This is a genomic window from Palleronia rufa (assembly GCF_000743715.1).
Taxonomy (GTDB): Bacteria; Pseudomonadota; Alphaproteobacteria; order Rhodobacterales; family Rhodobacteraceae; genus Palleronia; species Palleronia rufa.
In genome coordinates this window covers 92,629-111,200 of record NZ_JQEY01000012.1, presented here as the reverse complement: position 1 = coordinate 111,200, position 18,572 = coordinate 92,629, and the positions used below count along the sequence as shown (strand labels likewise).

The window sequence follows — 18,572 nt, the reverse complement described above, 5'->3', positions numbered from 1 at the left end:
GGAGGTTSGGGCGCTCGAGATTACCGGAAGCGACATCGGTGATGCGCCGGTGATGCCGGATCTGCTCAACCAGATTCCGGCGGACGAGGCGATCGGCAGGGTCACTGCAGACGGTGCCTATGATACCCGCAAATGCCACGACGCCATCGCTGACCGCGGGGCGAATGCCGTCATCCCACCCCGCAAGAACGCCAAGCCGTGGAAGACCGTCACTGCGGGTGCCGTGGCCAGAAACGAGGCCCTGCGAGCTTCGAAATATCTCGGTCGCGCGATCTGGCGAAACTGGAGCGGATACCACCGCCGAAGCCGCGTCGAAACCAAGATGCACTGCGTTAAATTGCTGGGGCAGCGCCTCATGGCGCGGGACTTCGACCGACAAGTCGCGGAAGTCCAGGTCCGCATCGCCGTCATGAACGGCTACACCGCCCTTGGCATCCCTGTCACAGAGGCCGTGGGATGAATCCGTCCGGGGAAAGGGGAATCTCGGGTATTAAAAGCTTTGTGCAACAGAGCCTSWAWGMCTKAGMGATCRSYGWRGMMKTTGACAGTCAACGAACGACGGCGGAGTGCCCTGGTTGCCTGGGGCATCGCTAACTGTGGACCTGCCCAATAAGCGTGTCGCAGCGAGGCAACTCGCTGTATGACGGTACAGATAGAAGCAGGTCCGAGCAGTCGATTGATTGCAAAACCAGCTCTCGGCATGATCGATAGTAGTTGAAAGTCTGTAAGGTGTGCCGAAGGCATGAGGGCGCTAGAGCATGATGAGATTAGCTTGAAGCGTATCCAGTATTGGCGAGGTAGTTCGCGCACTCCTGTGGGCTGAAGCGGTCGAGCAGTGTCCCGATCCTGCGCCACGTTGCCTCCATTGTGCGCTCGGCTGCGTTGCGGAGCATGTGTTTGAGCTTCGAGAAGACCTGTTCAATCGGGTTCAGGTCGGGGCTGTAGGGCGGCAGAAAAAGTAGATGCGCTTTCGCGTTACGGATCGCCTGCCGCACGGCTTGCCCTTTGTGGCTGCCCAGATTGTCCATAACCACCACATCGCCCGGGCGCAGGGTTGGGACGAGCACGTGCGCGACATAAGCCCGGAACGCTTCGCCGTTGACGGGACCGTCCAAAACAAAGGGCGCGTCGATCCGATCATGACGCAGCGCTGCGATAAAGGTCATGGTGCGCCAGTGACCATGCGGGGCCCGCCCGATCAGGCGTTCACCTCTGGGAGCCCAGCCGCGCAGCGGGGCCATGTTGGTCTTGGCCCAGGTTTCATCAATGAACACGAGACGACGGGGGTCGATCCGGCCCTGGTGCCGCTTCCAGCGCACACGGCGGCGGCTCACGTCGGGGCGGTTCTGCTCCTCGGCGAGTTGGGTCTTTTTTTGAACGAGTAGCCCGTGCGGCGCACGAAGGCCCAGACGGTGCGGTAGTCGACCTTGAGCCCGCGCTCGGCCAGTTCCACCACCAGTCCGCGCAGTGTGAACGGCTCCGTTATCCGCTCCAGAAGCCACGCCTCATGCCCGCCTGCAATCTTGCGTGGCGGGTGGCCGCCTGTCCCTGCCGGAGCGCAACTCCCGGTCGCACGCAAACGCTGCGACCACTTCACAACACTGGACGGAGCCACATCCAGGGCCGCTGCGACCTGACGCACGCTCTCGCCCCCCAACAGCCGCGCCATTGCCCTCTCTCGAAGGTCCATTGAAAGTGCTCTACCCACTACTCGCCCTCCATCTTGTGGTCGGCAACAGTGAATCACCAAAATGCAGGCCTGTGAATCCTCTATCGATTCAGGCTGATTTCATCCCGCTCTAGTCCTCTCCGCCGTGGACCGCGAACTGGTCCAGCCCGGCCTCCTGCGGTGAGATCGCGCGGTAGCCTTCCCGCACGCCGCCATCCGTCAGTTCCCGCGTGACCGTGAGAAGCGTGTTGGGGTCATGGTCGCCGCAGAGATCGGCCATCTGCGCCAGTTCCTCGGCCGCGACGGGGCGGGCGGCCGCTTCGGACGGGGCGCCGTAATAGGTCACGAAATGCCGCGCCAGCAGGTCGGTCAGCCGCTCCAGCTCTGCGGGTTCGATCCGGGTGACGGCGACGAAGCTGACCCGACCGCCGGTCTCGACCCCCAGCCAGCCGTTGGTAAAGGCCTGCTTCGCCTTGCCGGCCAGATCGGCCTCGGACCAGTTCGAGAATTCGAACCCGCCGGAGATGCACCACTCCCCGGTCCGCGCGGGGCTGGCGAACACCCGCGTGTCGCTCTCGTCGAAATGGGTCGCGCGGGCCAGGTTCACGCCACCCCCTGCGCCACCAGCGCACGCGCGATGTCGTGGAACGCCTGCGCCTGGGCACTGTCCGGCTGGCTGACCACGATGGGCGCCCCTGAGTCGGAGGCCACGCGGATCTGCAGGTCCAGCGGCACCTCTGCCAGCAGCGGCACGCCCAGCTTGGCCGCCTCCGCCGCCACGCCGCCATGGCCGAACACGTGTTCCTCATGCCCGCAGTTCGAGCAGATATGCGTGCTCATGTTCTCGACCATGCCCAGGATCGGCACCTTGAGCTGGTTGAACATGTCGATCCCCTTGCGCGCGTCCAGAAGCGCCACGTCCTGCGGGGTGGAGACGATGATCGCGCCATCGACCTCGGCCTTCTGGGCCAGGGTCATGGACACATCGCCCGTGCCGGGCGGCAGGTCCACCAAGAGAACGTCCAGCGTGCCCCATTGCACCTGGAGCATCATCTGCTGCAAGGCGCCCATCAGCATCGGCCCGCGCCAGATCACGGCCTGATCCTCGTTCAGCATCAGGCCGATGGACATCATCGTGACGCCATGGTTGCGCATCGGCAGGATGGTCTTGCCGTCGGGGCTGGCGGGGCGTCCGGACACGCCCAGCATCCGCGGCTGCGACGGCCCGTAAACATCGGCGTCCAGCAGCCCCACGCGCCGCCCCTGCTGCGCCAGCGCGCAGGCCAGGTTGGCCGAGACGGTGGACTTTCCCACGCCGCCCTTTCCCGACGCGACGGCGACGATATGGGACACGCCGGGGATCTTCTGCGGCCCCGCCGGTGCCGCGGGCTTGCGCGGCTTGAGGTCGGGCGGCGCCGCGTCCTTGTGGCCGGTCATCACCACCGACACCGACGCCACGCCCTCCATCGCGCTCAGCGCCGTCTCTGCCTCGGCCTTCAGCCCCTCATAGGTCTTGGCGGCGCTCGGCGGGATCTCCATGACGAAGCGGACCGCGCCGGACTCTTCGACGTTGAGCGCCCGCACCACGCCGGAGGACACGATATCCCCGCCCGCCACCGTGTCGGCGATGGACTTCAGCCGTTCGAGGACCTGTTCCCTGCTGGCGGCCACGCTCACTCCTGTCCCTTGATGGTGCCCTTGACCTCATGGGTCAGGTCGAGCGCGTCGATGGTCACCACGGCACGCACGGCGAACGTCTTGCCGGCGGTGTCGTGGGCGCGCATCGCCTCTTCTATGGCCTGCTGGGAGGTGACCCCCAGCTGCTTGAGGAACTTGCGCATGGACATGTTGAACTCGTCGTTCATGGTGTCGCCCTTGTCATGTGTTGGATCTGGGGTCGGCCGGTCAACGCCGCAACCGCGTCAGTGGTCCCGCCGCCGGTTCATATAGTCCTCTGACGTCTGCGTGACGGGCCGCTGTCCCAGCTTGAACGGGCTGTCCTCCGCGTGGGCCTGCGACCGAACCCGGCAATCGTCGCACATCTGGATCATGCGGATCCGGTCTCCCCCGAACATCGGGTGGTCCGCCAGCTTCGCCGTGATCCGCTCGATGGTGGCGCGGGTGCCGAACGGTGTGCCGCATTCCACGCAATCGAACGGCTCTTCTTCCTTGGCGACGCGCTGGTGCAGGGCCGCGTCGGTCAGGTCCAGGCGCGGCTTCAGCGTGATCGCGTCCTCCGGGCAGATGGTCGCGCAGAGACCGCATTGCAGGCACGCGTCCTCCTGAAAGCGCAGCTGCGGACGGTCCGGGTTGTCGCCGAGCGCGCCGGACGGGCAGAGCGAGACACAAGCCAGGCAGAGCGTGCAGGCGGCGTCATCCACCAGCACGGCGCCGTAGGGCGCGCCCTGGGGCAGCGGGATCTGCGCCGCGTCCGGGTGAAGCGCCCGGGCCGATTGCCGGGCAATCTGGCGGCGGGTGCCGATGGGGCGGACCGGACGGGCGACCGGATCTGGTGTGGCGGCCCCATAGAGCGCGTCGGACACGGCATCGGGATCCGGCGTGTCCAGCACGGCGACATGTCCCGACCCGGCGATGGCCTCTGCCAGTGCGGTCTGCGCAGCCAGCGCCACCCGGTCCGCGCCGGGTCCGGGCAGGATCGTGACATGGGTGAAGCCGGCGGCCAGTGCGGCCAGCGCCTCCGCGTGGCCGAAGGCGCCGACGGCGGGAAGGTCCAGCGGGATCACATCCGCGGGCAGGCCGCGCCCGTGGCGCGCCGCCAGCGCGATCATCTCGCGCCCGTGGGCGTCATGGACCAGCAGGCGCGGCGCGGCGCCGCCGGCGTCCAGATAGGTCTTTGCCAGTGTCTGGACCCGGCGCATGGTCAGATCCACCGGCGGCGCGTCGAAGGAGATGGCGCCCGACGGGCAGGCGGCGGAGCATGCGCCGCATCCCGCGCAGATCATGGGATCGACGGTCACGTGGTCTCCGTCCGGGGCAATGGCGCCCGTAGGGCAGAGGTCGAGGCAGCGCGTGCACCCGATCTGCCCGGCGCGGGAATGGGCGCAGAGCGCGGGCTCCAGCCGAACGTGAAGCGGTTTCTCGAACAGGCCGACAAGGTGCGACGCGGCCAGGATCGCGGCATCGACCCCCGCGGCATGGTCGGGATCGGCGCGCAGATAGCCCTCTCGCTTCTCTGGCGCGGGAAAGAGCGGCGTGCCGCCGCGCAGGTCCAGGATCACGTCGCAGTCCGATACGCCGCCGTCGCGGGGCGCGGACAGGGTGAGCGGCCCGCGCCCGCCCGGCTCTACCTGGCGGAGCGCGTCGATCGTGACCGAGAACTGGCCCAGCGCGCCGGTGGCCCGGCGCAGCCGTCCGGTGACGACATCGAACGTCCGCGTGTCCGGGATGGCGCCGACGTCGTCGATCAGTACCGTGACACCCAGGAACGCGCTCAGCCTGTCGGCCGCCGCCAGGGCGACCTCGGACGGGCCCAGGATCAGGCACACGCCGTCGGATACCACGTCGATGGACCGCTCCGGGTTCTTTGGAAGGGCCGCCGCAGCGATCAGCGCGGCCATCTTCGCCGTCGGCGCGTCCGTGTTGTCGGTCCAGCCGGCGCGGTCCCGCAGGTCCAGAAGCTCCGGCATGGCAGCGTCGAGATCGGCGGCCAACTCGGAAAAGACGCGCTCTTCCTGGGTGCAGCAGAGCACAGCCTCACCGTCCCGGATCGCATCCGCCGCGACGCCCAGTTCCGCCGTGCAGAGCGCGCTGCAGGGCGCGCGCACCTCCAGTCCGGTGGCCGCCGACAGGGCGGCGGCGTCGATCTTCTGCGTGCCGAGGCACGTGCATGTGATCATGGTTCTGGCCATGGTGCTCTCCTTGCGGGGTGTGGCGCCGGTCCCGGTCAGGGGGAGGGGCCGCCCGGCGGACAGAGGCTATCCACGATTCCGCTCCGGCGACAACCGGTTTTCTGTCCCGCTCGCCTCCGGCGCCCGGGGCATCCCGTCGCGGCCGTCCGCGCCCTCCAGACGGTCGAGCACGGCAGAAGCATACCGATACGCGCCGTGGCGTTCCTGCGCGGGCCGCTCCAGCGTCGCCAGCGCCCCGCGCAGGGTCTCTGCCGCGGCGCGCCGGTCGCGGCGCGCTGTCGCATCGGCCCGGGTCGCCGCGATCATCCAGCGCCAGGCATGAAGGCCGTCCGCGACCGCCCGGGCGTCGGCCTCATCCAGCAACGCCGCGACATCGGCGCCGGCCAGCATCCCGATCCGCGCGCGCAGGCGCAGGATCTCCGGCCGGTAGAGGCGGCAGCGGCCCAGGGACAGCTCTGCCTCGGCCCGGCGGATCCAGGCTTCGGCCTCCTGCGCATCGCCATGGGCGGCGTAGCGCTCGGCCAGACGCGCCATGTGGTAACCCGCGCCCAGGGTCTGGCCTATGGCGATCTGCGTGTCCATGGCGGCGCGCATGGCGGGGATGGCCTCGGACGGCGGGCTCCGCCAGCACAGATCTCCGGCGCGCCAGACATGTCCCGCCGCCACCCAGAAGGGCTGCCCGATCTCTGCCGCGGTCTCTATCCCGTCGGCGATCCGCCGCGCCCGATCCGCATCGCCGGGCGCATAGGTTTCGGGCGCTGTGCCGTAGATGGCGATGTAGGGGGCGAGGAATCCCAGCTCCAGCGCGTCCTCAAGGCGCCGCGTCTGCGTCACCGCGGCCTCCCAGCCCGGCACGTCGCCCTCGATCCAGCGGACATGGGTGGCGAACAGCAGCGCCAGCGCCAAAGGGTCCATGGTGTAGGTCACGGCCAGCATCCGGTGGGTGGCCAGATCGTAGGCCCCGCGCACGTCGGCCACGGCCCTGTGATGCGCGGGCAGATCGACGTCGATCGACGCCTGGACGGCCCGGGCAGAGCGGGCAAGGACGCCCAGCCCGGGCAGTGTCCGGGCGATTTCCTCCATCCGCCGGCAGGAGGCAGAGGCTTCGTCGAGCCGGCCGACGACAACGCAATGCGCCCAGATCCCCCAGACGATCTGGAACTCCGCTTCCGTCGCGTCGCCGCGCCGGAGGCACAGGTCCAGCGCCCGCTCATAGGCCGTGCCCACGGTCGGGTCGGAAAAGCCCCGGATCTGGACCAGGGTCGCGCCGGTGAGGTATTGCAGCGGCATCTCGATCCGCTCGCGCAGGTCCGGATCGGCCACCTGGGGCAGCGTGTCGCGGGCCCGGCGCAACACTTCCGCGGCCTCGCGCAACTCACCGCCGCCGATCTGCGCCTTCGCGGCCTCGATCATCACCGGCAGGGCCTCTGTCGGGCGGCCGGCGCCGTAGAGGTGGATGGACGCCAGGATCGGATCGGCGGCCAGCGCCCCGGGTGCCAGCCGGCCGTATGCCGCCAGCGCCTTGCGGTGAAGGTCGCGGCGGCGGTCCGACAGGATGGTGCTGAGCAGGGCGTCGCGGACCAGCGCATGGTCGAATTCGATCCGCCCGTTCCCCGACAGGGTCAGCAGCCCGCGCGCGATCAATTCCGCCACGCGGTCGCGCACGTCCTCGTCGGCGCGGCCCAGCATGTCGGCCAGCACATCCGTGCGCACGTCGACGCCCAGCACCGCGACCGCCTCGATCAGTCCGCGGGACGCGCCCACGCTGGCGGCGCGCTCGATCAGCGCCTCGACGATGGTGTTGGGCAGCGCGGTCGGCTGGCCTGCCGCGCGGCGCTCCAGTACCGCGCGGGTCATGTGTTCCAGATAGAGCGGCACTCCGGCGGCGCGGGCCGCCAGCGCACGGCGGTCGGTGGCGGGGATGCGGTCCGTGTCGTCCAGCGCGCCGATCAGTTCCGCGCTCTCTTCCCTGCCGAAGGGCGCAAGCTCGATTGTCACGGTGCCGGGCAGAAGGGGACCGCCGTCCGGGCGCCGGGGCGCGAGTATCGCGATATTGCGGCTTTCCAGCACGCTCATGATCCGCGGCAGGAGCGCGCGGCTGTCCGGATCCAGCCAATGCGCGTCGTCCAAAAGCAGGACCGCGGCGCTTTCGGGCAGGCGGCGGGAGAGAAACGCCAGGACCGATTCCGCCATCCGGCTCAGCCGCAGCACCGGACTGACCGGCACCTGGTTGAGCCCCATCAGATCGAGGAGGCCGGGCACGTGGTCGTCCGCGACGAGGGTGGCCAGACGGCCGCGCTGGTCGTCGGCGCCGGTGCCGGGGGTCAGCCCGCCGACGCTGCGCACCAGGTTGCGAAAGCAAGAGAAGCTCTGCATCCGAAGGTGCCTTTCGGCCCGCAGTTCGAGCGTATTGGCCTCGTTGACGGTGTTGGCGATGAAATGCCGGGCGATGGCGGTCTTGCCGTAGCCGGCGGGCGCAACGATCTCGCAGAGCCAGGGGCCGCCGTCGCGGCGCCCCTCCCAGGCCGAGCCGAGTTGCGACAGCGCAGCCCGGCGGCCCACGAACAGCGACTGGGAAACGCCCGACGCCAGCGGCACCGCGCTCCACAGCTCGACCGGTTCGTGCAGGCCGCGCAGTGTCCTGCGCCCCCGCGGCGTCATCTTGAACCGCGCGGGGTCGAGCCGGCGGCGGGTCTCACCTGAGACCGCGATCTCGCGCGGTCCGGCCTCTGACTGGAGCCGCGCGGCCAGGTTCACCGTGCCGCCCACGGCCAGCGTCTCCGACGCCGGTCCCATGTCGTACATGTCTCCGATCACCATCCAGCCCGTCGCGACCCCGGCACTGGCGCTAAGATCGGGGGCCAGCCCGGACATGGCGCTCAGGATGTGGTCGGCGGCGCAGACCGCTGCTTCGGCGCTGTTCTTGACCGGTTCGGGGTGGCCGAAATAGGCCAGCATCCCGTCGCCCATGAACTTGGCGACCAGTCCGCCCTGCGCGCCCACGGCATCGGTGCAGATCCGCTGGAAGCGGGTGATGAGGGCGAACATCGCCTCGTCCCCCATGGCGTGCGTCATCGCGGTGGACCCCGACAGGTCGCAGATCAGGACGGTCATGTAGTGGGAGTGGGCATGGGCCGCCGCGCCCACCCGGCGTCCGCAACCCGGGCAGAACCGGGCCGTCTCCACCAGGGTGTGTCCGCACACGGCGCAGGCGGGAATCGGCAGGTTCATGCAGGGCCCTTTTTCAGCGTGGCCAGCAGGTCGAAGGATTGCAGCGGGTTGTTGATGGTCGCATCCGTCCGCAAAAGAAAGGCGCCGCAGGGGGCGTCGGCAATACTGGGGGGACAAAAGTACCCCCGTGGCAACCCCAGGTCGTCCGAACAGATTCGAAGCGACAGGTCGGCAGGGGTCAGCCGCGCCTGTGCCAGGGCGAAATCGTAGACCGAATACTGCCACATGTTCAAGCGGTTGCGTGTGACCATCATCATCTCGAACCCGTTGCGTGCGGTCGCGAACAGCGGGAAATCGACGGCGCGGCCTTCGGGACCGGCGGGCGTGAACTCCGCCGTCAGGATGGCGTGGCCGCCCGTTGCATGGCGGATGGTGTAGCTGGTCGCGTCGGCCAGCATCTCTGCCCGGACCTTGGGAAATCCGTAGCCGTAAATCCCCAGCAGGATCGGCGGCAGGCTGTCCAGGTAGAGCCGGGTCGGCGTGACGAGTGGACCCAGATGCGCCAGCTTCGGTTCGCTGTGCCGCACCCATGGCACGGCGCAGATGAACTCAAGGTAGTTCATCCCCAGGGGCGCGATGTTGGGACGGACGTTTCGCTGCCGACCCATCAGCAGGATCACCGGGTGTTCGGCGGGGCCGGTGACCGGCTGCGCGCCGGGTTCCAGCCCCCGGGGCAGCAGCGCCGCGACCGTGTCCCGCGGCACCGGCAGCATCAACGCAGCGCCCGTGGTCTTTGCCATGCCGAAGGCGGCGCTCCACGGCCATGCAGAATTCTGCGGCCGGATCGTCCGGGGCGCGGGGATCACCGGCGTGCGGATCGCGCCGATCCGCGGATCCGCCGCCTCACCGAAGATACGGACGGGCTGTCCGGCCAGCGCCTGGGCCGCGCGGATGCCGGACATTGTCGCCGCCTCGACGCAGCCGGCATTGATCGCCGTCCAGGTCCAGTCGCCGGCCAGCCAGAGATTGTCGAACCCGCTCCGGTCGGACCGCAGCCGCGCCGCGGCGGAGCCGGGCGTGGACATGACGTAGCGCTCCGACGGCGCCACGTTCATGCGGAAATACTGGCCGGTCAACGCATCCTCAGCGTCGCCCGGCGGGATCAGCCTGTCCGGATCCATCCGGCCGGCGGTCATCACCTGGGGAAAGATTCCCGCGCCGGCCTTCTGGATCCACAGCCGGCTCCGCTCTCGCATCCTGTCCCCAAGTGTGCGGGCGTAATCCGCGGCGGGTCCGTCGGGCATGTCGCCCGGGTCCGGCGTCGGTCCGCAGAAATAGGAAATCGCGCCGGGTGCGGACCCCTCCGGCCAGGCCTCGCGGGCCACCAGATGGCTCATGTCCGCCCAGGTGTTCATGTTGTCGGCATAGGCGGTCAGGATCGAGTCGCCATGGCGCCAGCCCAGGTCCTTCGGCACGTGCCAGAGCTGCATCGCCTGGGTGCCCACGGTTTCGACCCGGCGGACCATGCGCGACCAGAGCGGGCTCTGTGCGATCAGGTCGGCGGCGACGGCGGGCAGCGCGCCCAGGGAGATGCCCAGGATGACCGCGTCGAAATCCGCGCCGCGTTCCAGGATCACCTTGCCCACCGGACCCCAGGCGCGCCAGGGATCCTCAAGATCGACGCTGGCGGCCTTCAGCGCCTCGCCCTCCTCAAGCTGGTCGAACAACGGCTGCGACGGCCAGCAGTCCAGATCGCCGACCCGGACGAACGGCGCGTAGGCACCTTTCGGCGTCGCCTGCCGGTCGATCTCGATCCGCTCGACCAGCCGCCCGGCGGGGTCGAGCCGCAGCGCCGTGACCTCATGGAAAAAGCGGAACTTCACCCCGCGTTTGCGCAGCGCCTTGTAATAGGGCGTGAACATGGTGTCGCCCATGCCGGCGTTCATCTTCAGAAAGATCGCGTCCCGATAGGTCAGCACCAGCCGCAGGGTGCCCTGGATGAAGGTTCCGGCCCCGATGGCACGATGTGCCCTGTCGCAGATCCCGTCCCGGTAGCCGAACGCGTAGTCGTAGACCGCGCGGACGAGGGCGCTGTCCACCGTGTCGGGATGGGCGCCGTGCTCCGCGATCCAGTCGGAAAACTCCCGGTCCTCGATCGCGTCGAATCCGCCGCGGATCACCTCTTCGGACAGAAGGCCGCGCAGGATCGCGCCGCCCAGGTCCAGAACGCCGTAGATTCGCTGAAAAACCGGGTCGAAGTACTGACGCTCGATCAGGTCGCACCGCCCTTCGGCGACGGCGTCCTGATGCTGCGTCACCAGGGTGGCCAGCGTCGCGCGGGTCTCACCCCGCTCGCCGCGCGCGGCCGTCTCGGCCATCAGATCGGTCACGCCGCGCACAGGGCCGGGCGTGTCCGCGCCGCAGTCCTCGACCGGGCAGATGAACGGCGCGGCCAGGGCGTCTTCGGTGACGTCGCGCAGCGTTTCGGCCACCAGCCGGATGTAGGTCCACGGCCTGACCGCGCCGTAGCCCACGCTGCCGCGCTTGGGGGCCATCGCCGGCCGGAGCGGCCAGAACCCCCAGCCGTCGGGGGTGTCGTCTCCCAACACCACGTTGTTGTGCGGGGTGAAGGCCGCATCGAAGCCCGGGAACACCCCGTCCTCTCCGTCGAGGTCTTCGTAGCAGCGGCGCATCAGCGCGATGGCGTTTTCGTAGAACCCGGCCCAGACGTGAAGCCCGTGCTCCTCGATCCTGTGGCCGTGCGCGGCGTTGCGGCCGCTGGCGCATTTGCCGCCCAGCCGCCAGCCGGTCTGGTAGATCGTCACGTCGTAGGCATCCGGACCTGAGGTCAGCTCGAACGCGGCAGAGATCGCGCCGACGCCGCCCCCGAGTATCGCAATACGTTTCATGGCGTCCACTCCGCAGGGATCGAGGGGCCGGAAGGACAGTTTCCGATGAAATCGCATGTCAACAGCAGGGCTTCGGTTGACGTAACGGTACGTCGTGGACACGTGATCTGTCCACGCCCAAGGACACACCCAAGGACACAGACGAACGGCGCGGATGCGGAATCGGCCCCGCATCCGCTGCGACATCGCGCCAAAGCCGCCTTGGCCGCGGCGGCCGGCCGCCCCTCAGTCGAGCGTCAGGTCGGAGATTGTCGCGTCGATGCGGCTGTCGGTGTCATCGCTGTCTGCTGAGACGGCCACGCCCAGCAGAACCGGGGGCCGTTCGCCGAAGGCGCTGGTCAGGTCCGCATCGAAGGACACCTGCTCCGACTGCTTGCCCGTGCCGGACCCGTGGAGGATCACGGTCTTGCCCCGCGCGCCCAGGTACGGGCTGTCGAGCACGGTGCCCTTCGGGCTGTCGCCGCCCCAGACATAGACCAGGACCCGCACCTTTTCGGCGCCCAGGAGGCTGCGCAGGGAGGCGCCCTCAAGTTCTTGTGCCGTGGCCGCGTCGGAGAACACGAAATAGAGCGCCAGGTCGCGGTCGTCGCCGCCCTTCACCGACAGGTCCGTGGCCGGAACGCCCTCGGACACGCTCCAGGTCCAGCTGGCGGAGCCGGCCGCCGCCGCGTCGCCGGTGCGCCGATAGACCAGCGACACGCTGTCGTCGGAAACGACCCCCAGGGAGGTGCCGTTCAGCGCATAGTCGTTGTCGGCCTGGAACGGGAATTTCTGCGTCTGCCACTGGTCGTCGAAGGCGATCGGCGCGGCCATAAGCGGCGCGGACAGAAACAGCAGGGCGGTCGTCAGGGCGGCGGTTCTCATGGGATGCTCCGTCGATGGTCGGGAAATGATGCCCAGGGAACGGCCCGACGGCAGGGAACGGTGCGCGTCTCGCCCAGACGTGATCGGCTGTCACATTGCAAACCGCCTGAGCGGGGCGGGATGCGCCTGTGCCGCGCGGGGCCAGTCCCGCGCGATCGCCACCTCGCCCAAACCCGCCCGCAGCCGGGCCAAGGCGTCCACGGGAAGGTCCGCGCGCACCCATCCGGGCTGCCGGGGCACGCTCTCGGCCAGGATGCCGTCCGGCGGCACGCCCGCGTCGGGCGGTGCGTAGATGCCCGCCCGGCCGGAATTGGCGTCCAGGAAACAGCACCCCGGAACCTCTCCCACGGTCTGCGCCAGGATGGCGACGCATGTCCCCTCCAGCGCGCGGGCCCTTGCGGCCACGCGCACCCGCGCGGCACCCCGGTCCGTGTCCGTGCAGGCCGGGATCAGCAGCAGGTCGCACCGCAGGGCGCGGGCGTGGTCCGGGAATTCGGCGTCGTGGCAGACCAGCACGCCGACCCGTCCCAGAGCCGTCTGCGCGACCGTCAGCGGATCGCCCGGGACCAGGGCGGTATGCGTGCGTTCCCAGGGCGTCGGGATCCTCTTGTCCTGCCACAGCACAGCCCCGGCGGGCGACACCAGATAGGCCCGGTTCACCGGTCCCGAAGGTGAGGCCACCGGCAGGCTGCCCGCCAGGCAATGCACGCCATGGCGGCGGGCCAGGTCCACATGCAGTCCCAGCACCCAGGGTGCCGAGGCGGCGGCCAGGTCGATCCAGGCCCCCGGCGTGTCGCGGGGCGGCGGCGCCGTCAGGCTCGCCTCCATCCCGGCATATTCGGGAAAGACCAGCAGATCGGCCCGGGCCGTCTCGAACCACCGCGCCAGCTTCGCGGCATAGGCGTCCCGGTCGGCGTGCCACTCCAGGGGCCAGGCCGCGGCGGCGACCCTCACAGCGGGCGCGTCCAGACGCGCAGCGCCTTGCGGCTGGGCGCGTCCGCCCCGCGGTCCGTCCAGGTCATGTGGATCAGCGCGTCGCGGGCGCGGTAGCCGCGCGCCTCCCAGAACGGCGCCAGCGGGCGGGCGTCCGCGGGCCGGTCCGGATGATCGCGGGGCCGCTCCACGCCGCAGAACATCGACACGTCGAATCCCCGGGCGCGGGCGTGATCCTCGCGCAGGTCGAAGAACGCGTGGCCGGCCCCCTGTCCCCGGTAGGCGGGCAGAAGGACCGACTCCGCGCAGTAGAACACCCGCGCCACCTCCAGCCCCAGCGCGTCCAGCGGCACGTTCCGCGCATCCTCATGTCCGGCCAGCGGCATCCCCGTCGCGCATCCCACGATCGTGCCGCCATCGCGTGCCGCCACCAGGATCGCGCCGGGCGTGTTCCGGTAGCTTTGCAGATAGGCGGCTTCGTCCGCCGGATCGCCGTCGTAGAGATAGGGCCAGTCGCGGAACACCTCGCACCGGAGACGCGCCAGATCGTCCAGCGCCTCCCCCACGCCATCGTCGGTCAATGTGTCGAATGTCAGTGCCATGTGCCCCCCAACTTGCCGACGGCCCTCATCGGTCCGCAGGATCCCGTCCAGGTCGCGGCGGGCCGGCCTCGACCGTCGCCCGTCCGGGCCGCCAGCCGGCCCCCCGCGCCGGGGCCCGGACAGGCGATCCCGCGTCGGCCGTCATCTCGGGAACCCCGGGACGGGATTGCCGATCCCGCCCAGCCGTCTTAGCCTCTGCCGATCCACAGGGACACGGACGAAAATGGAGCTTTCACGAAACCGGTTCAAGGCCGGCCTGCGCGCCGGGCGCCACCAGATCGGCATCTGGAACGCGATGCCCGGGCGGATGATCCCGGAGATCCTGGCCCGCGCCGGGTTCGACTGGATCGTGGTCGATTGCGAACACGCCCCCACCTCCGTGGGCGAGGTGCTGAGCGCGCTTCAGGCCATCGCCGGGATCGACGGCGTCTCGGCCGTCGTCCGGCCCGAGGCGAACGATCCGGTGCTCATCAAGCGGCTCCTCGACATCGGTGCCCAGAGCCTTCTCATCCCCTATATCCAGTCCGGCGAAGAGGCCCGCGCCGCGGTCGCCGCCACCCGCTACCCGCCAGAGGGGATCCGCGGCGTCGCCGGCCACCACCGCGCCAGCGGCTACGGGACGGTCCCCGACTACATCGCCCGCGCCGCGCAGGAACTCTGCGTGATCCTCCAGATCGAGACCGCCGCCGGGCTGGATGCGCTGGACGAGATCGCCACGACCCCCGGCGTGGACGGCGTGTTCATCGGTCCTGCGGATCTCTCGGCCAGCCTGGGGCATCCGGGCGATCCGGGCCACCCGGAGGTTCAGGCGCGGATCGACGCCGCACTCGACCGGCTGGTGTCGCTCAAGGTGCCTTCGGGGATCCTCTATGTGGCGCCGGAGATGGCGCGCGCGGCCATGGCGCGGGGCACGCTGTTCACGGCCGTCGGTCTCGACGTGATGCTTCTGGCCGGCGGGGCCACGTCGCTGCGCGCCTCCTTCGCGGGGGGCTGATCCCCGCACCCCGTCACCGCTCCCGCGGGTCGAGCAGCCTGCGCATCAGCCCGCCGCGCGTCACCCGGCCGATGCCATTGCCGGCCTCGGTCACGCGCACCGGCCCGTCCGCCGCGATCAGCGCGCGCATGGTGTCTGCAACCGACGCGTCGGCCTCCACGCCCGTCGCGCCGGCGTCTCCCGGCTCCATGACGTCGCGCGCCGTAAGCACCCCCAACGGGTTCATATGCGCGACGAAATCCGCCACGTAATCGTCGGCGGGCCTGGAAAAGATCTCCTGCGGGGTGCCGCATTGCACGATCCGCCCGCCCTCCATGATCGCGATCCGGTTGCCGATCTTGAACGCCTCGTCCAGATCGTGACTGACGAAGATGATCGTCCGCTGCAGCCGCTGCTGCAGTTCCAGAAGCTCATCCTGAAGCTTGTTGCGGATCAGAGGGTCGAGCGCGGAGAACGGCTCGTCCATCAGCAGGATCGGCGCGTCCGTGGCGAAGGCCCGCGCCAGCCCCACCCGCTGCTGCATCCCGCCGGACAGTTCGCCCACCTTGCGCTCGGCCCAGTCCGACAGGCCGACCAGTTCCAGCTGCCGGTCCACCGCCTCCGCATACTGGGATTTCGACTGGCCGCCCAGTTCCAGCCCCAGGCCGACATTCTCGCGCACCGTGCGCCAGGGCAGCAGTCCGAACTGCTGGAACACCATCGACACGCATGCCTGACGGACCCGGCGCAGGTCCGACTTCGTCGCGTCCGTCACCTCGCACGACCAGTCGCCATCGGTCACCGTGACGCTGCCGCGCGCCACCGGGTTCAGCCCGTTGACGGCGCGCAGAAGCGTGGACTTGCCGGACCCCGACAGCCCCATGAGCACCAGGATCTCACCCTCCTCGACGTCGAGCGTGCAGTCGTGGACGCCCAGCACCTGACCCGTCCGCGCCTGAATCTCCGGGCGCTTCATCCCCTCGTCCATCAGCGGCAGCGCCACCTCGGGCTTGTCCCCGAACACGATGGAGACGTTGTCGATCCTCACCGCCGTGCTCATTTCCGCGTCCCCACGTTCAGCATCCGGTCCAGAATGATCGCCACCACCACGATGACGAACCCGCTTTCGAAGCCCAGCGCCGGGTTCACCTGGTTGAGCGCGCGCACCACCGGCACCCCCAGCCCGTCGGCGCCCACCAGCGCCGCGATCACCACCATCGACAGCGACAGCATGATGGTCTGGTTCAGACCGGCCATGATCTGAGGGAACGCGCTGGGCATCTCGACCTTCCACAGAAGCTGGCGCGGCGTGGCACCGAAGGCGCGCGCGGCCTCGATCAGCGGGGTGGGGGTGCTGGCGATGCCAAGGTAGGTCAGCCGGATCGGCGCCGGAAGCACGAAGATCACCGTGGCCAGCAGCCCGGGCACCATGCCGATGCCGAAGAACACGATGGCCGGGATCAGATAGACGAAGGTCGGCAGCGTCTGCATCAGGTCCAGAACCGGCCGCAGGGCGGAATAGAGGCGCGGCCGGTGCGCCGCGGCGATGCCGATGGGCACCCCGATGGCCATGCACACGATGCAGGCCGAAAGCACCAGCGTCAGGCTTTCGGTCGTCTCCTCCCAGTAATCCTGGTTGAGCACGAAGAGAAAGCCCAGCGCCACGAACAGGCAGACCTTCCAGTTGCGCTGGAGCGCCCAGGTGATCGCCACGAAGGCGGCGATGACCACCAGCGGGTTGGGCGTCTGCATTACCCACAGAATCGCGTCGATCAGCACCTCCATGAAGGTCGACAGCCAGTCGAGCAACAACTGAAGGTTGTCGTTGATCCAGTCGAACACCGTTTCGGCCGCGCGGCCGACGGGAATCTTGTTCTCGGTCAGCCAGTCCATGCGGCAACCTCCTTGAGCGATGGGATAGGCGGTGGCAGCATCATCCGGACCCCACCGGAGACGCGCCGCCATGTCCGACCTTGTCTTTTACACCAACCCGATGTCCCGGGGGCGCATCGTGCGGGCGATGCTGGAAGAGCTCGGCGCGGCGTACGACACCCGCGTGCTCGACTACGGAACCACCATGAAGGCGCCGGACTACCTGGCGATCAATCCCATGGGCAAGGTGCCGGCCATCGTCCACGGCGGCACCGTGGTGACCGAAGCGGCGGCGATCTGCGCCTATCTGGCGGATGCCTTCCCCGGCGCCGGCCTGGCCCCGCCGCCGGACCGCCGCGGCGCCTATTACCGCTGGCTGTTCTTCGGCGCCGGTCCGGTGGAGGCGGCGGCGACCAACGCCTCCCTGGGGATCGAAACGGCCACCCCAGAACTCAGCAGTCGGGTCGGGTACGGCACTCTCGGGTCGGTGCTCGACACGCTGGAGGGACTTCTGGCCGACGGTCGCCCGTGGCTTCTGGGCGACGATTTCACCGCCGTCGACGTCTACCTGGGCGCGCAGATCGGCTGGGGCGTTTCCTTCGGCACCATGGAGGCGCGGCCCGGCTTCGCCGAATACGTCGCCCGGCTGAACGCGCGTCCCGCCATCCGCCGCGCGGCAGAGCTCGACGACGCGTTGCTGCCGACGGCGGAGTGAGCCGGTCCCCTCTGGACCGGCCCGGGTGTCTGTGGGATCACCCACGGGCGCGGATCAGGACCCGATGCCCAGGTGCTCCTTGACCGCCGGCAGACCCTCCTGGCCGTCCAGGGTCGTCACGCCGGCAAGCCAGCCGTCCAGCACGTCGGGGTTCTCGCGCAGCCAGGCCAGCGCCGCGTCTCCGGCATCCTCGCCGTCATCCAGGATCGCGCCCATGATCTGGTTCTCCATCTCCAGAGAGAAATCCATCTGCGACAGCAGCTTGCCCACATTGGGGCATTCTTCGGAATAGCCCTTGCGGGTGACGGTGTTGACCACCCCCTCGCCGCCAAAGAAATCCTCTCCGCCGGGCAGGTACTTCAGGTCGAAATTGGCGTTCATCGGGTGCGGCTCCCAGCCCAGGAACACCACCGGCTCCTGCTTGTCGTAGGCACGCCGCACCTGCGCCAGCATCCCCTGTTCGGAGCTTTCGGCGATGTCGAAGTCGCCCAGGCCGAATTTGTCTTGTTCGGTCAGGCTGACAAGATAGGCGTTGCCCTCGTTGCCCGGCTCGATGCCATAGATCTTGTTGTTCAGCTCATCTCCGAACTTCGCGATGTCGGCATAGCTCTGCAACCCGGCCTCATAGGTATAGGTCGGCACGGCGAGCGTATACTTGGTGCCTTCGAGATTGACGTTCACCTGCTCGATCTCGCCGGACTCCAGATAGGGGGTGATCGCCTGGTTCTGGGCCGGCATCCAGTTGCCCAGGAACACGTCGATGTCGTCGTTCTCAAGCGAGGCGAACGTGACCGGCACCGACAGCACCTTCACGTCGACGCTGTAGCCCAGCCCCAGCAGCACGTGCTGGGCGATGGCGGTGGTGGTTGTAATGTCGGTCCAGCCCACGTCCGAAAACGTGACATCCTCACAGGCCGGATTGGCGGCGGCATTGGCCCCGCCCGCGACGAGGATCGCAAGGACGGAGGCGGTGGTCAGATGTTTCATCGAGGTCT

The 18,572-nt window shown here is 69.0% G+C and carries 16 protein-coding genes; 3 read left to right on the top strand and 13 right to left on the bottom strand.

The annotated features are described in order from the left end of the window. Nucleotides 1-460: IS5 family transposase (locus KW83_RS14580; protein WP_152563601.1), on the top strand; the 460-nt coding region annotated here is incomplete at its 5' end. Nucleotides 461-767: 307 nt separating this feature from the next. Here the strand turns inward: KW83_RS14580 and KW83_RS20070 are convergent. The 10 genes from KW83_RS20070 to KW83_RS14525 form a co-directional block, all read right to left on the bottom strand. Next, nucleotides 768-1,708 (bottom strand): IS630 family transposase gene (locus tag KW83_RS20070; RefSeq protein WP_161785428.1). Its coding sequence is split into 2 segments (ribosomal slippage): nt 768-1,373 and nt 1,376-1,708, totalling 939 coding nucleotides; the frame shifts between segments, so codons are not numbered across the junction. Between the two features lie 91 nt (nt 1,709-1,799). After that, the gene (locus tag KW83_RS14565) at nt 1,800-2,276 is read right to left on the bottom strand and encodes a DUF6505 family protein (protein ID WP_036180333.1); all 477 of its coding nucleotides are present in this window, start codon (nt 2,274-2,276) and stop codon (nt 1,800-1,802) included. After that, nucleotides 2,273-3,340, bottom strand: coding sequence for an Mrp/NBP35 family ATP-binding protein (locus tag KW83_RS14560; protein ID WP_036180331.1), 1,068 nt, complete (start codon nt 3,338-3,340; stop codon nt 2,273-2,275). Before KW83_RS14560 ends, KW83_RS14565 begins: the two co-directional genes overlap by 4 nt. A 2-nt stretch (nt 3,341-3,342) precedes the next feature. Next, the gene (locus tag KW83_RS14555; protein WP_036180329.1) at nt 3,343-3,534 is read right to left on the bottom strand and encodes a DUF6494 family protein; all 192 of its coding nucleotides are present in this window, start codon (nt 3,532-3,534) and stop codon (nt 3,343-3,345) included. Between the two features lie 57 nt (nt 3,535-3,591). Beyond that, a complete protein-coding gene (locus KW83_RS14550; protein WP_036180327.1) occupies nt 3,592-5,538 on the bottom strand; it encodes a 4Fe-4S binding protein in 1,947 nt (648 codons plus the stop codon). A 66-nt stretch (nt 5,539-5,604) separates the two neighbouring features. Then, entirely contained in the window at nt 5,605-8,769 is a 3,165-nt protein-coding gene (locus KW83_RS20675; RefSeq protein WP_036180322.1) for an adenylate/guanylate cyclase domain-containing protein, read from the bottom strand. Continuing rightward, nucleotides 8,766-11,618 carry an NAD(P)-binding protein gene (locus KW83_RS21210; RefSeq protein ID WP_036180320.1) on the bottom strand — a complete coding sequence of 951 codons (2,853 nt, stop codon included), beginning with the start codon at nt 11,616-11,618 and terminating at the stop codon, nt 8,766-8,768. Before KW83_RS21210 ends, KW83_RS20675 begins: the two co-directional genes overlap by 4 nt. A gap of 225 nt (nt 11,619-11,843) precedes the next feature. Next, nucleotides 11,844-12,482 carry a DUF3047 domain-containing protein gene (locus KW83_RS14535; RefSeq protein ID WP_036180318.1) on the bottom strand — a complete coding sequence of 213 codons (639 nt, stop codon included), beginning with the start codon at nt 12,480-12,482 and terminating at the stop codon, nt 11,844-11,846. 90 nt (nt 12,483-12,572) lie between these two features. Next, nucleotides 12,573-13,436, bottom strand: coding sequence for a nitrilase-related carbon-nitrogen hydrolase (locus KW83_RS14530; RefSeq protein WP_036180316.1), 864 nt, complete (start codon nt 13,434-13,436; stop codon nt 12,573-12,575). Then, nucleotides 13,433-14,017: a GNAT family N-acetyltransferase gene (locus tag KW83_RS14525; protein WP_036180312.1), complete on the bottom strand. Its 585-nt coding sequence runs from the start codon at nt 14,015-14,017 to the stop codon at nt 13,433-13,435. The genes KW83_RS14530 and KW83_RS14525 overlap by 4 nt, the downstream gene beginning before the upstream one ends. A 223-nt stretch (nt 14,018-14,240) precedes the next feature. Here KW83_RS14525 and KW83_RS14520 point away from each other — a divergent pair, with 223 nt between their 5' ends. Next, nucleotides 14,241-15,011: an HpcH/HpaI aldolase family protein gene (locus tag KW83_RS14520; protein WP_036180309.1), complete on the top strand. Its 771-nt coding sequence runs from the start codon at nt 14,241-14,243 to the stop codon at nt 15,009-15,011. A 13-nt stretch (nt 15,012-15,024) separates the two neighbouring features. Here the strand turns inward: KW83_RS14520 and choV are convergent, their stop codons facing one another. Continuing rightward, nucleotides 15,025-16,050, bottom strand: coding sequence for a choline ABC transporter ATP-binding protein (gene choV / locus KW83_RS14515; protein WP_036180305.1), 1,026 nt, complete (start codon nt 16,048-16,050; stop codon nt 15,025-15,027). Then, complete coding sequence (gene choW, locus KW83_RS14510) at nt 16,047-16,883, bottom strand: choline ABC transporter permease subunit (protein WP_036180302.1); 837 nt, start codon at nt 16,881-16,883, stop codon at nt 16,047-16,049. Before choW ends, choV begins: the two co-directional genes overlap by 4 nt. Nucleotides 16,884-16,953: 70 nt before the next feature. On the opposite strand from choW, the gene KW83_RS14505 reads away from it, so the two are divergent. Beyond that, nucleotides 16,954-17,577 carry a glutathione S-transferase family protein gene (locus KW83_RS14505; RefSeq protein ID WP_036180300.1) on the top strand — a complete coding sequence of 208 codons (624 nt, stop codon included), beginning with the start codon at nt 16,954-16,956 and terminating at the stop codon, nt 17,575-17,577. A 54-nt stretch (nt 17,578-17,631) separates the two neighbouring features. Here the strand turns inward: KW83_RS14505 and choX are convergent, their stop codons facing one another. Beyond that, nucleotides 17,632-18,564 carry a choline ABC transporter substrate-binding protein gene (gene choX / locus KW83_RS14500; RefSeq protein WP_036180298.1) on the bottom strand — a complete coding sequence of 311 codons (933 nt, stop codon included), beginning with the start codon at nt 18,562-18,564 and terminating at the stop codon, nt 17,632-17,634. Nucleotides 18,565-18,572 lie beyond the last annotated feature (8 nt).